This window comes from Curvibacter sp. PAE-UM, from assembly GCF_001432305.1.
In the GTDB taxonomy this organism is placed as follows: domain Bacteria; phylum Pseudomonadota; class Gammaproteobacteria; order Burkholderiales; family Burkholderiaceae_C; genus Hylemonella.
Genome location: NZ_KQ483358.1, coordinates 1,932,990 through 1,946,244 on the forward strand (window position 1 = coordinate 1,932,990; position 13,255 = coordinate 1,946,244).

The 13,255-nt window shown below is 67.2% G+C and carries 12 protein-coding genes; 8 read left to right on the forward strand and 4 right to left on the reverse strand.

The genetic code is table 11. The features are described from left to right. Together AO057_RS09405 and purM are read right to left on the reverse strand one after the other, a co-directional pair. On the reverse strand, positions 1-1,169 hold a 1,169-nt coding region (locus tag AO057_RS09405; RefSeq protein ID WP_240480759.1), incomplete at its 3' end, for an MFS transporter. Positions 1,170-1,190: 21 nt separating this feature from the next. Beyond that, a complete protein-coding gene (gene purM, locus AO057_RS09410; protein ID WP_057675381.1) occupies positions 1,191-2,231 on the reverse strand; it encodes a phosphoribosylformylglycinamidine cyclo-ligase in 1,041 nt (346 codons plus the stop codon). Between the two features lie 115 nt (positions 2,232-2,346). Between purM and AO057_RS09415 the strand changes: the two genes are divergently transcribed. Genes AO057_RS09415 through AO057_RS09440 form a run of 6 tightly spaced genes read left to right on the forward strand, consistent with a single transcriptional unit; the run spans position 2,347 to position 8,635 of the window. Continuing rightward, positions 2,347-3,417 carry an AI-2E family transporter gene (locus tag AO057_RS09415; RefSeq protein ID WP_057675382.1) on the forward strand — a complete coding sequence of 357 codons (1,071 nt, stop codon included), beginning with the start codon at positions 2,347-2,349 and terminating at the stop codon, positions 3,415-3,417. 16 nt (positions 3,418-3,433) lie between these two features. Continuing rightward, on the forward strand, positions 3,434-4,120 hold the full coding sequence (gene hda, locus AO057_RS09420; RefSeq protein WP_057675383.1) for a DnaA regulatory inactivator Hda: 687 nt from the start codon (positions 3,434-3,436) through the stop codon (positions 4,118-4,120). A 1-nt stretch (position 4,121) separates the two neighbouring features. Continuing rightward, entirely contained in the window at positions 4,122-4,802 is a 681-nt protein-coding gene (locus tag AO057_RS09425; RefSeq protein ID WP_057675384.1) for an HAD family hydrolase, read from the forward strand. Next, positions 4,799-6,349 (forward strand): polynucleotide adenylyltransferase PcnB, encoded by a 1,551-nt coding sequence (gene pcnB / locus AO057_RS09430; RefSeq protein WP_057675385.1) that lies wholly within the window; start codon positions 4,799-4,801, stop codon positions 6,347-6,349. Before AO057_RS09425 ends, pcnB begins: the two co-directional genes overlap by 4 nt. After that, entirely contained in the window at positions 6,346-6,831 is a 486-nt protein-coding gene (folK, locus tag AO057_RS09435; RefSeq protein ID WP_057675386.1) for a 2-amino-4-hydroxy-6-hydroxymethyldihydropteridine diphosphokinase, read from the forward strand. The genes pcnB and folK overlap by 4 nt, the downstream gene beginning before the upstream one ends. A 52-nt stretch (positions 6,832-6,883) precedes the next feature. Then, the gene (locus AO057_RS09440) at positions 6,884-8,635 is read left to right on the forward strand and encodes a methyl-accepting chemotaxis protein (protein WP_057675387.1); all 1,752 of its coding nucleotides are present in this window, start codon (positions 6,884-6,886) and stop codon (positions 8,633-8,635) included. 52 nt (positions 8,636-8,687) lie between these two features. Here the strand turns inward: AO057_RS09440 and AO057_RS09445 are convergent, their stop codons facing one another. Beyond that, on the reverse strand, positions 8,688-9,143 hold the full coding sequence (locus AO057_RS09445; protein WP_057675388.1) for a RidA family protein: 456 nt from the start codon (positions 9,141-9,143) through the stop codon (positions 8,688-8,690). Positions 9,144-9,226: 83 nt separating this feature from the next. Here AO057_RS09445 and AO057_RS09450 point away from each other — a divergent pair, with 83 nt between their 5' ends. Both AO057_RS09450 and mltB read left to right on the forward strand, forming a co-directional pair. Further along, positions 9,227-11,245: a transglutaminase TgpA family protein gene (locus AO057_RS09450; protein WP_057675389.1), complete on the forward strand. Its 2,019-nt coding sequence runs from the start codon at positions 9,227-9,229 to the stop codon at positions 11,243-11,245. Further along, a complete protein-coding gene (gene mltB / locus AO057_RS09455) occupies positions 11,242-12,432 on the forward strand; it encodes a lytic murein transglycosylase B (RefSeq protein WP_371258267.1) in 1,191 nt (396 codons plus the stop codon). The genes AO057_RS09450 and mltB overlap by 4 nt, the downstream gene beginning before the upstream one ends. Here the strand turns inward: mltB and AO057_RS09460 are convergent. Next, complete coding sequence (locus tag AO057_RS09460; RefSeq protein ID WP_057677241.1) at positions 12,351-13,220, reverse strand: HDOD domain-containing protein; 870 nt, start codon at positions 13,218-13,220, stop codon at positions 12,351-12,353. The two genes, mltB and AO057_RS09460, sit on opposite strands and share 82 nt — an antisense overlap. Positions 13,221-13,255: the final 35 nt, after the last annotated feature.

Below are 13,255 nucleotides of genomic sequence, written 5' to 3' on the forward strand. Positions count from 1 at the left end.
CGCCGCAACGCCAGCAGCACGAGCGCGACGACACAAAACGCGGCGCCGGCGACGAAGGTGCTGGCCGCCCCCCACTGGTCCCACAGCAGCCCGGCCAGGGCGCTGGCCAGCAGCATGGACAGGCCGCTGACCAGGTTGAACATGCCGAAGGCCGTGCCGCGCAGATCGGCCGGCGCGGTGTCGGCCACCATGGTGGCCAGCAGGCCCTGGGTCATGGCCATGTGCAGGCCCCAGAGCACCACGCCGCCCCAGACAAACAGACCGCGGTCGCTCCAGGCCAGCAGCCCGTCGGCGGCGATCAGCAGCACCAGGCCCCAGGCCAGCAGCTTGCGGTGATCGACCCGGTCGGCCAGCTTTCCCAGGGGGTAGGCCCCCAGGGCATAGATCAGGTTCATGACGATCAGCACCAGCGGCACCCAGGCCAGTGGCAGGCCACCCTGCTGGGCGCGCAGCACCAGGAAGGCCTCGGAAAAGCGCGCCAGCGTGAAGACCGCGCCGATGCCCACCACCCACCAGTAGGCTGGCGTCAGCCGGCGCAGGTTTTCGCGCCGGATCGGGTTGGTGCGCGGTGCGCCGGCCGGGCGTTCCGGTTCCTGCACGCCGAAGATCAGCAGGGCTACACAGAGGAAAGCCGGGATCACGGCGACCCAGAACACGGCGTGGAAGTCATTGGCCCAGACCAGCATCAGACCCATGGCCAGCAGCGGGCCGAGAAAGGCGCCCACGGTGTCGAGCGACTGGCGCAGGCCGAAGGCGGCGCCGCGCAGCTCGGGCGGGGCAATGTCAGCCACCAGTGCATCACGCGGGGCGCCGCGGATGCCTTTGCCGACACGGTCCAGCAGCCGGGCGGCGATCACGGGTTCGATGGTTGTGGCCAGGGCGAACAGCGGTTTGCTCAGGGCGCCCAGGCTGTAGCCCAGCACGGCCAGCGGTTTGCGCCGGCCCCACCAGTCGCTCAGGGCGCCCGAGAAGACCTTGACGATCAGGGCGGTGGCTTCGGCGGCGCCTTCGAGCAGGCCGACCACCAGCATGCTGGCGCCCAGGCCGGTGACGAGGAAGACCGGCAGCAGGCTGTGGATCAACTCGGACGAGATGTCCATCAGCAGGCTGACGAAACCCAGCGCCCAGATGCCGGCAGGCATGCGTGGGGGCGGGGATTTTTCAGGCATGGAGGCCTGATCGAGAGAGGGTCAGGCGACGACGACCGGTGCGCCGGTGCCGCGTGCTGCGATGACGCCGATCTCATGGACCTGCTCACCCAGGCCGCGCAGGGTCTGGGCGGTGGCCGCAGCCTGGGCCGCCTCGACCACCACCACCATGCCGATGCCGTTGTTGAAGGTGCGGTTCATCTCGAAGTCGTCGATGCCGGCGGTCTTCTGCAGCCAGGCGAACAGCTCGGTCTGCGGCCAGCTGCCCTTCTTGAGGTGGGCGGCCGTGCCTTCGGGCAGCACGCGCGGGATGTTCTCCAGCAGGCCACCGCCGGTGATGTGGGCCAGGGCCTTGATCGGATGCTGGGCCAGGGCGGCCAGCACGTTCTTCACGTACAGCCGGGTCGGCTCCATGACGGCCTGCTTGAAAGGCTTGCCATCCAGCGTGGCCGGGGTGTTGGCGCCGGCGCGCTCGATGCACTTGCGCACCAGCGAGAAGCCGTTGGAGTGCACGCCGCTGGAGGCCAGACCCAGCACCACGTCGCCGGGTTTGACACTCTGGCCGGTCAGGATCTTGGATTTTTCGACCGCGCCGACACAAAAGCCCGCCAGGTCGTATTCGCCGTCCGGGTACATGCCGGGCATCTCGGCCGTTTCGCCGCCGATCAGGGCGCAGCCGGAGAGCTCGCAGCCCCTGGCAATGCCGCCGACCACGGCGGCGGCCGTGTCCACGTGCAGCTTGCCGCAGGCGAAGTAGTCCAGGAAAAACAGCGGCTCGGCGCCCTGCACCAGCACGTCATTGACGCTCATGGCCACCAGATCGATGCCCACGGTGTCGTGCATATTCCATTCGAAGGCCAGCTTGAGCTTGGTGCCCACGCCGTCGGTGCCGGAGACCAGCACCGGTTCCTTGTAGCGCTTGGGCACTTCGAACAGGGCGCCGAAGCCGCCGATGCCGGCCAGCACGCCCTCGCGCATGGTTTTCTTGGCCAGGGGCTTGATGCGCTCGACCAGCGCGTCACCGGCGTCGATGTCGACGCCGGCGTCTTTGTAGCTCAGGGGAGAGGTGGAGGAATGGGTCATGCTGGGTGCTCTGGTAGGGCGGGTCGGCGGGCGGCTGTGTTTTAGTCCGGGCGCCAGCAGGCAAGCCCGATAGAATTCAGCCCTAGATTCTAAGGGTTCACCCCAGTCTGCCTTCATGTCATTGACGCCTACCCAAAAACGCACCCTGACCTGGTGCCTGATCGCCGCCCTGGCGATGCTGGCCCTGTGGCTGCTGGCGCCGGTGCTGACGCCTTTTGTGGTGGCGTCCGTGCTGGCCTATGTGCTGACGCCGGTGGTGGACCGGCTGGATCACCTGGGCCGGGGCCGGATGCCGCGTGTGCTGGCAGTCCTGATCGTGGAAACCCTGTTCATCCTGATCCTGGTGTCCATCGTGCTGCTGGTGGTGCCGATCTTCGCCAAGGAACTGCCCCTGCTGCGCGAGCAACTGCCCTTGCTGGCCGACCGGGTCAACAGCGCGCTGAGCCCCTGGCTGGCCCAGTTCGGCATCAAGTTGTCGCTGGATGGAAAAAGTATCCAGGCCTTTGTGGTCAAGTACCTCAATGCCAATGCCGAAGAGACCTTCGGTTCGGTGATGGCTTCCCTGAAACTGGGGGGTAGCGTGGCGCTGGCGATCATCGGCAATGCCGTGCTGATTCCCGTGGCCCTGTTCCTGCTGCTCAACGACTGGGAGCGTTTCGTGGCGCGTGTGGTCGCGCTGGTGCCGCCGCGGATGCGGGCTGCCTATGACAACTTCATGGCAGAAGCCGATGACGTGCTCGGCCAGTACCTGCGAGGCCAGTTGCTTGTGATGGGGGCGCTGACGGTCTATTTCAGCGTGGCGCTGGCCCTTTTCGGCTTTGACCTGGCCGTGCCGCTGGGGGTGTTCACCGGCCTCGCTTTTTTCATCCCCTACCTGGGTTTCGGCCTGGGGCTGATCCTGGCCCTGCTGGCCGGCATGCTGCAGTTCGGCGGCCTGTACGGTGTGCTGGTGGTGGCTGGGGTCTATGGTGTCGGCCAGCTGATCGAGAGTTTTTACCTGACGCCACGGCTGGTGGGCGAGCGCATCGGCCTGCATCCGCTGGCCGTGATTTTCGCCTTGATGGCCTTCGGGCAGGTCTTCGGTTTTGTCGGCCTGCTGATTGCCTTGCCGGCCAGTGCCGTGCTGCTGGTGGCCATCCGCCGGGTGCGGGCCAGCTACCTGGCCAGCAAGCTCTACCAGGGCTGACAATGGTTTCGCCTGCATGAAGCAGATTGCGCTGGACATCGGTCTGGGCAGTGGCCCGACCCTGACCAATTTCATGGCCGGCCCCAACGAGGCGGTGCTGCGTCATCTTCGGCTCTGGGTGGGTGACGGTTCCAGTGCGGCCAAACGCTCGCCGGTGCCAACCTACTTGTGGGGTCCTCCGGGTAGCGGCAAGACCCACCTGCTCAAGGCCGTGCGCGAGGCGCTGCGCGAGCAGGGGGCAACGGTGGGCTGGCTCGACGCCTCGGTGGCCGAGCCGCCGCCTTTCGACGAACGCTGGGCTGCCGTGCTGCTGGACGACGTGCAGCTCTATACCGCCGTGCAGCAGCATGCGGCCTTCAACTGGTTCGTGCACGCGCAGACCGGTCACCAGTGGGTGCTGGCGGCGGGCGAACTGGCGCCGGCCGGGCTCAAGCTCAGGGAGGACCTGCGCACCCGCCTGGGCTGGGGTCATGTCTACGGCCTGCAGGTGCTCAGCGAGGCCGAGCGCCGCGCCGTGCTGCGCCAGGCGGCCGACGCACGCGGCATCTTCCTGGGCGACGACATCATGGATTTCATGCTCACGCGCTTCAGCCGCGATCTGGGCAGCCTGATGCAGCTGCTCGACCATCTGGACGGCTACGCCCTGCAGACCCAGCGCGCCATCACCATCCCGCTGATCAAGGCCATGCTGGAAGACCATTGAAATGACCGACAAGACCAAGCTGGCCCTGTTCGACCTGGACCACACCCTGCTGCCCATCGACTCCGACTACTCCTGGGGTACGTTCACCACCACCATCGGCTGGACCGACCCGGTCGAGTTTGCGCGTCGCAACGACGAGTTCTACGCCCATTACCAGGCCGGCACGCTGGACGTGCACGACTATGTGCGCTTTGCCACCGAGGCCGCCCGCCTCAAGGGCCCCGAGGTGGCGCTGGCGGCGCGCGATCGTTTCATGCGGGAGGGGATCGCGCCGGCCATGCGTCCGCAGGCGATGGAGCTGGTGCGCCGGCACCAGGCGGCGGGCGACGAGGTGCTCATCATCACCGCCACCAACGAGTTCGTCACGCGTCCCATCGCCGACGTCTTCGGTGTGGCGCAGCTGATCGCCGTCGAGCTCGAGCGCGACGCCAGCGGCTGGATCACCGGCGAGATCCGCGGCACACCGTCCTTCCGCGAAGGCAAGGTCCGGCGTTTCGGCGAGTGGCTGGCCGCGCGGGGGCTTCATCGCCATGAAACCGAGGTCACTTTCTACTCGGATTCGATCAACGACCTGCCCCTGATGGACAATGTGGACTGTCCGGTGGCCACCAACCCCGACGACCGCCTGCGCGCCCTGGCTCTGGAGCGCGGCTGGCGGGTACTGGAACTCTTCAAGCAATGATCAAGAAAATCATCAACAAACTGCTGGGCAAGTCGAATGCTGCCCAGCCCACCTTCGGCAAACGCCAGGAAATCGGCGCGGCCGAGCACGGCATCGATCCGGCCCTGGTCGACAAACGTGCGCTGGATGTGGTGCAAACCCTCCAGGATGCCGGCTTCGAGGCCTACATCGTGGGCGGCGCCGTGCGTGACCTGCTGGTCGGCCTGCGGCCCAAGGACTTCGACGTCGCCACCGATGCCACCCCCGAGCAGGTCAAGGGCCTGTTTCGCCGCGCTTTCATCATCGGGCGACGCTTTCGCATCGTGCACGTGGTCTACGGCCGTGGACGTGAGCATGAGGTGATCGAGGTCTCGACCTTCCGTGCCCACATGGACAACGCAGCGGCCGAGCAGGTGGCCGGCAACGAGCGCACCAGCAAGAGCGAACTCGCCGGCATGAAACACGCCGTGGACTCGACAGGGCGCGTGTTGCGCGACAACGTCTGGGGTCCGCAGGACGAAGACGCCACGCGCCGCGATTTCACCATCAACGCCATGTATTACGACCCGGAAACACAGGTCGTGGTCGACTACCACGGCGGCCTCAAGGACGCGAAGAAGCGTGTGTTGCGCATGATCGGCGACCCGGTGGCGCGCTACCGCGAGGATCCGGTACGCATCATCCGGGCCGTGCGTTTCGCCGCCAAGCTCAGCCCCCTGGGCTTCAAGCTGGAAGCCAAGACGGCCAAGCCGCTGACCCAGTCCAAGGCCCTGCTGGCCGATGTGCCGCAGAGCCGCCTGTTCGACGAGATGCTCAAGCTGCTGCAGACCGGCCATGCCCTGGCCACGGTGGAGCAACTCAAGGTTCTGGGTCTGTCGCGCGGCATCTACCCGCTGCTGGACCTGGTGGTAGAGCGTGCCGCCGAACCTTTCGTGAAGGCCGCCCTGGAAGACACCGACCGCCGCGTGGGCGAGGGCAAGCCGGTGGCGCCGAGTTTCCTGCTGGCCTGCGTGCTCTGGTCCGACGTGCGCGAAGGCTGGGCCGAGCGCATCAAGCAGCGCCAGCATGCCCACCCGGCGCTGCAGGACGCCATCGACGACGTCTTCAACGCCCGCATCGGCGACGTCTCGGGCCGCGGCAAGCTGGCCGCCGACATGCGCGAGATCTGGATGATGCAGCCGCGCTTCGACAAGCGTGTGGGTAGCGCGGCCTATGGCCTGGTCGAGCAGCCGCGTTTCCGTGCCGGCTTCGACTTCATGCGCCTGCGCGCCGACATTGGCGAGATCGACGTGGTGCTGGCCGACTGGTGGCAGGAGTTCAGCACCGGTGACGACAACCTGCGCCAGGACCTGATCGACCAGGTGCGCGAGGAGCAGACGCGCCAGCGGGCGCAAGCCCCTCGCCAGCCAACAGCGCGCGCGGCCAGCTCCGAACGCCAGGCCGATGCGCCGCGTGCCGCCGAGCCCGAGTCGCCTGCTGAGGACGGCGCCGCGCCCAAAAAGCGTCGCCGGCGTCGTCGTTCCGGTGCGAAGAAATCCGGTGACGGCGCGCCGGACGTCGGGGCGTGAACACGGCCCCCGGCGCTCCGGTGACGGCCTATGTCGCACTGGGCGCCAATCTGGGGGACGCGCCGGCCGCCTTGCGCCAGGCGCTGAACGACCTGGGAACCTTGCCGCATACGCGGCTGGTGCGCGCTTCGTCCTTGTATCGCAGCGCGCCGGTCGATTCCTCGGGGCCGGACTATGTCAATGCCGTGGCCGAATTGTCCACGGCACTGGGACCTTACGATTTGCTGGCCGGGCTGCAAGGCCTGGAGCAGGCCGCCGGCCGCGATCGCCCCTGGCGCAACGCCCCGCGCACGCTGGACCTGGACATCCTGCTCTATGGTGAGCTGCGGCAGGACGATCCGGTGCTGACCGTGCCGCATCCGCGCATGCTGGAGCGCGCTTTTGTGCTTCTGCCCCTGGCAGAAATCGCCCCGACCGTCGTCAGTGCGGCGCAATTGCTAAAGGTCGAAAAGCAGGTGATTTCACGCCTGGCCGACAGGTGAAACGGCGGGGTCGCCGCACTAGAATGGGGCGATCATTCATCAGGACATAACGATGATCTTCAGAAGCATGCACGTGGCGACCAAGCTCTGGCTGGCGGTCGCCGTCATCATCATTTCCCTCACCGTCTTGATCGCTTTTGCCGCCCTGCGCTCGGCCCGCCTGCAGACGGAAAGCGAAACGACCCTGCGTGCGCTCAATACCCGGGTCAATCTGGCCAGTGCCTGGGCCGGCCTGACCGAGGCGAATGCGGCCCGCACCGTGGCCATGATCCTGACCTTCGACCCGGGAGTCGAAAGTCGCCTGGCCGAGGACATCAAGGCCACCACGGCGCGCATTTCCAAGGTTCAGAAATCCATCGAGGCCATGGACCTGAGTGCCGAGGAAAAGAAGCAGATGGACAAGATCGCGGACCGACGCAAGTCCATGATCGATGTGCGCAATCTGGCGCAGAAGGCCAAGGCCGGTGGCGACAGCGAAGGCGCGCAGAAAACCGTGAACGAGCAGTACACCCCGGCGGTCAACGCCTACGTGGCCACTTTGCACGAACTGGTGGAACTGGAGGAGCGCGCCGAGCAACGCTACGCCGAAGAGATTTCCGAGGCGCGTGGCCTGACGATCAAGATTGCCGGCGGCTCGATCGCCGTGATCCTGGCGGCGATCCTGGCGGGGGCGGCGGTGCTGATCCGCTCCATTCGCGAGCCCCTGCGCGAGGCCAACGAGCTGGCCTCGCGTATCGCACAGGGCGACCTGAGCGTGCGCATCGACACATCGCGTGGTGACGAATTCGGCGACCTCATGAAGTCGCTGGCACGCATGAACGATTCACTGGCGCAGATGGTGCAGCAGGTGCGCCAGAGCACCGACAGCATCGCCACCGCCAGTGCCGAGATTGCCACCGGCAACCACGACCTGTCGGTGCGCACCGAGCAGACCTCCAGCAACCTGCAGTCCACGGCGTCGGCCATGGAAGAGCTGACCAGCACGGTCTCCCACAGCGCCGACAACGCGCGCCAGGCTTCGCAGCTGGCGTCCAGTGCCTCCACCGTGGCGCAAAAAGGCGGGACGGTGGTGCAGGAAGTGGTGACCACCATGGGCGAGATCAATGCCAGCAGCAAGAAGATTTCCGACATCATCGGCGTGATCGACGGCATCGCCTTCCAGACCAACATCCTGGCGCTCAACGCCGCAGTGGAAGCGGCGCGGGCCGGCGAGCAGGGTCGGGGTTTTGCCGTGGTGGCCGGCGAGGTGCGCTCGCTGGCCGGACGCAGCGCCGAAGCGGCCAAGGAGATCAAGGCGCTGATCAACACTTCGGTGCAGAAGGTGGACTCGGGCGCCCGGCTGGTCAGCCAGGCCGGCGACACCATGAACGAGATCGTGCAGTCGGTGCGTCGCGTGGCCGACGTGATCAGCGAGATCACCGCCGCCGCCGGCGAGCAGAGCACCGGCATCGCCCAGGTCAACACCTCCATCGCCAACCTCGACCAGATGACCCAGCAGAACGCAGCCCTGGTGGAGCAAAGCGCCGCCGCCGCCCAAAGCCTGCGCGAACAGGCCGACCAGCTGGCCCAGGCCGTGGCGGTGTTCAAGCTGGCGGGCCATGCGGCGATGCCTCCGCAGCGTGCCGCGCAGTACATGAGCGCGCCACCGCCAGTCGCCCTGTCGCGTCCTGCGCCCACTGCACCCAGTGCAACGCCAGCCCGCTTGGCACCCGCCAAGGCATCGGCGGCCTTGCCGCCTGCCCGGCCGGCAGCCTCTGCCGCCCCGGCCAAGGCGGGCAGCGACGAGGACTGGGAAACCTTCTGACTGTCGTCTGACCGTCCACCCCCGGGGCCTGCTAAACAGGCCCCGGGTGTTTTCAGTCCACCTCGGCGATCAGCTCGATCTCCACACAGGCACCCAGCGGAATCTGCGCCACGCCAAAGGCGCTGCGTGCGTGCGCGCCTTGCTCGCCGAAGACCTGACCCAGCAGTTCGCTGGCGCCATTGGTCACCAGGTGCTGCTCGGTGTAGTCCGGCGTGGAATTGACCAGGGACATGAGCTTGACGATGCGTTTGACGCGCTGGAGATCACCCACGGCCGCCTGCAGCGTGCCCATCAGGTCGATGGCCACGGCACGCGCGGCGGCCTTGCCTTCTTCGGTGCCCATGGTCTTGCCAAACTGGCCGACCCAGGGCTTGCCGTCTTTCTTGGCGATGTGGCCACTCAGGAAGACCAGCTTGCCGGTCTGCACATAGGGCACATAGGCGGCAGCCGGTGTGGCCACCGGGGGCAGGGTGATGCCGAGCTGCTTGAGTTTGTCGTTGATGCTCATGGGGACTCCAGGGGGATGAAAGCAAAGCGCGTCATTGTCGGTTATTGTTGTTGCCGGGTCTGCCGCCCACATGAATTGCACGCATGACGAACCCGTTTGCCAATCTTCCGCGCGACAGCCGCGACACCCTGTTCCTGCTGGCCGTGATCGCCTGGGTGCTGCTGCCGCACGCCGCCCACCTGCCCTGGTGGTGCAGCGCCATGGCTGCGGGCATGCTGCTCTGGCGTGGCTGGCTGGCCTTCACCCTGCGTCCGCTGCCGGGCCGCTGGTGGCTGCTGGCGGCCCTGGTGCTCACCGTGGGCGCGACCTGGCTCACGCACCGCACCCTGCTGGGGCGTGACGCCGGGGTGACGCTGATCGTGGTGCTGCTGGCGCTCAAGACCCTGGAGCTGCGCGCGCGGCGCGATGCCTTCGTGGTCTTTTTCCTCGGCTTCTTCACGATGCTGACGAATTTCTTCTACTCGCAGTCCCTGCCCACGGCCGCGGCCATGCTGCTCGGGCTGATGGGCCTGCTGACCGCGCTGGTCAACAGCCACATGCCGGCGGGCCGGCCCTCGCTGTGGCAGTCGGCGCGCATGGCCACGCGCATGACGCTGCTGGGCGCACCCATCATGGTGCTGCTGTTCCTGCTGTTCCCGCGCCTGTCGCCGCTGTGGGGTACACCGGGCGACGCCCTGAGCGGGCGTAGCGGCCTGTCGCAGCGCATGCAGGTGGGCAACATCGCCAGCCTGGCGCTGGACGACAGCGTGGCCCTGCGCCTGCGCTTCGAAGACGGCACACCGCCGCCGCTGCAGGGCACGCTGTATTTCCGCGGGCCGGTGCTCTCCACCTTCGACGGGCGTGAATGGGCGCCCCTGCAGGCCAGCTTCCCGCCGTCCATGCAGCCACGCGCCGACCTGCAGGTGCGCGGTGTGCCGCTGCGCTACGAGGTCACGCTGGAGCCTCACAACCGTCCCTGGCTGCTCATGCTGGAGGCTACCGCCGTTGCGCCCGAGCTGCCGGGCGATCTGGTGGCGCGGATGAGCGAGGAGTTGCAGTGGCGTGCCAGCGCGCCCGTCAACGACCTGCTGCGCTACCGGGCGCAGAGCCATACCGAATTCCGCCATGGCCCGCAGCGCATGCTGGCCAGCCTGCAGGATTACACGAGCTTGCCGCGCGGTTTCAACCCGCGCACCCTGCAGTGGGCGATGGAGCTCAGCCGTGAAACCGGCAACGACCCGGTGGCGCTGATCAACCGCGTCCTGAACCATCTGCGCACAGGGGGCTACACCTATACCCTGGAGCCTGGCGAATACGGCCAGCACACGGCCGACGAGTTCTGGTTCGACCGCAAGCTGGGTTTCTGCGAGCACATGGCCTCGGCCTTCGTCGTGGTGATGCGCGCCGCGGGCATCCCGGCGCGCATTGTCACCGGCTACCAGGGTGGCGAGCGCAACGTCGTCGACAACTTCTGGGTGGTACGGCAAAGCGATGCCCATGCCTGGACCGAAGTCTGGCTGGCCGGCCAGGGCTGGTTGCGGGTCGACCCGACGGCAGCGGTTTCACCCGGGCGCATCGGTTCCCTGCAGCGTCTGGTAGCGCCACGCGGAGCCGTCGCCACGGCAGTGGGCAACGTCATCAGCCCGACCTTCGTACAGAACGTGCGGGCCGTGTGGGAGGCCGTCAACAATGCCTGGAACCAGCGGGTGCTGAACTACACGCAGAGCCGACAGCTCAATCTGCTGCGCACGCTGGGTTTCGAGGCGCCGAGCTGGGAAGACCTGGGCCTGCTGCTGCTGGGCGCCCTGGTCACGGCCAGCCTGGGCGGTGCGCTGTGGACGCGCTGGGAGCGCCGGCGCCAGGACCCCTGGCTGCGCCTGCTCGAGCGTGTGCGCTGGCAACTGGAACGCGCCGGCCAGCCCCTGGGTGCGGCGGTGACGCCACGCGAAATGGCCGCGCGGCTGGCGCAAATGCATGATCCCAAGGACAATCGGGTGCAGGCCATCCAGGCTTGGCTGCAGCGCTACGAACAGTTGCGTTATGCGCCGCGCCGCGGGCGCGGCAGCAGCAGCGACCTGGCGGCCCTGCGACGCGAACTGAAAGAACTGAGCTGGCCCACGTGAGCAAACGACAACCCACTTTCCTGCTGCTGACGGCCTTGCTGTTCCTGCTGTCCTGCCTGCTGCCCACGCAGGCCGCCACGGCCAAGAAACCCCGGCTCAAGCGCGTGCAGGACACCGCCGCCGCCCTGATCGAAGGCAGCGGCCCCCCCTATGCCGGCCGCCCCGAGGCCATGGCGCTGGCCGACGAGATCGCCGAGCGTCACGGCCTGGACCGCAAGTGGGTGCGCCGCACCCTGGGCAAGGCCCGGCATGTGCCGCAGGTGGTGAAGCTGATCACGCCGCCGCCCGTCAGCGCGCCCAGGAACTGGCAGCAGTACCGCAGCCGCTTTCTGGAGGCGGAACGCGTCCAGGCCGGCGTGGCCTTCTGGCAAACCCATCGCGAACTGCTGGAGCGTGCCAGCAGCACCTACGGTGTGCCGGCCGAGATCATCATCGGCATCATCGGCGTGGAGACCTACTACGGCCGCCATATCGGCCGTTATCGCGTGCTGGACGCCCTGGCCACGCTGGCCTTCGACTTCCCCGCCGAGCACCCCCGCGCGGCACAGCGCACGGCTTTCTTTCGTGCCGAGCTCGGCGAATTCCTGAAGCTGCGCCAGCAGGCCGGGGCCGACCCCTTCAAGGCGCGCGGTAGTTATGCGGGCGCCATGGGCATCCCGCAGTTCATGCCATCGAGCTGGGCGCGTCACGCGGTGGATTTCGACGGTGATGGTCGTGTGGACCTGGTCGACAGTACGGCCGATGCCATCGGTTCGGTCGCCAGCTATTTCAAGGCGCATCACTGGCAGCCCGGCATGCCCACCCACTTCCCTGTGGACTTCGACTACGAGCGCCTGGACATGCCGGCCCTGTTGGCTCCCGACATCAAGCCGACCTTTGCGGTCGACCAGTTCACGGCCAAGGGCATCTTGCTGGGTGCTGCCGGCCGCGGGCATGCAGGTCCGCTGGCCCTGGTGGAGCTGCAAAATGGTGACTATTCGCCCAGCTATGTGGCCGGCACGGACAACTTCTACGTCGTCACGCGTTACAACTGGAGCAGTTATTACGCGCTGGCGGTGATCGAGCTTGGCCAGGCGGTGGCGTCAGCACTGCCTGCCAAGGACCTTCAGGCCAGCACCACGCCTTCGAACACCGGGTGCAGCGTATCCACCCAGAGGTCCACTTCGGACGCGCCGATCTGCAGATAGTTCAGGCAGGCCGGTCCAAAGCGCTCCCACTCGGTCTGCGTCTGCACACCTTCGTAATCGGCTACCAGGTGCTCGGCCACGGCGGTCAGCGCCACCAGGTTGCGTACCCCGGCCGGGATCGAACTCACCCGCAGCACGGTGAAATCATGGTGCAGGCGGATGGCAAAGGCGATCACCGGTGGCAGAAACCAGGTGCGTGACACGATGGCGCCGACCACCGCGTGGTCGGTTCGGTGCACCGCGTTCTCGGTCTCGGTGAAGCTGCGGTCCTGCCGCGCCATGGCTTCGGCCAGCGTTCCGGCGTAGCCTCGCACGCCCTGCAGCATGATGGGGATGCCCACGTGCATGAAGAGGCCGCAGGTCTGCGCCACTTCGGCGTCCACGCCATAGAGCTGGCGGGCGATATAGGCCATGGCCAGCGAACGCCGCGTCGAGGTCTCCCAGAAGTGTTCAACCAGCGGCGAATTGATGCGGATCGCGCTGCGCGCCAGGAAGCCGGTGAGGATGGCCGCGGCCTGGCCCATGCCCAGCATGGTCACGGCTTCGGCCACGGTGCTGGCGGGGCGGGCGCGGGAATACAGCGGGCTGTTGGCCACCCGCATCAGCGCCGCGGCCATGGCCACGTCGCTGCCGGCGATGCGCGTGATCTCGGCCGGATCGGGGTCGCTCTGGCGCATCTCCAGTTGCAGGGCCGTGAGCAGTTCGGGGCAGGGCGGGATGACGATGTCGCGCACCGGCCCTTCCGATCTGGCCTGATCGAGTTCCCTGTCGATGTCTGTCACTTGCATGCCCATGGCCTGGCTCCTGTCGGGGCCATTATCCG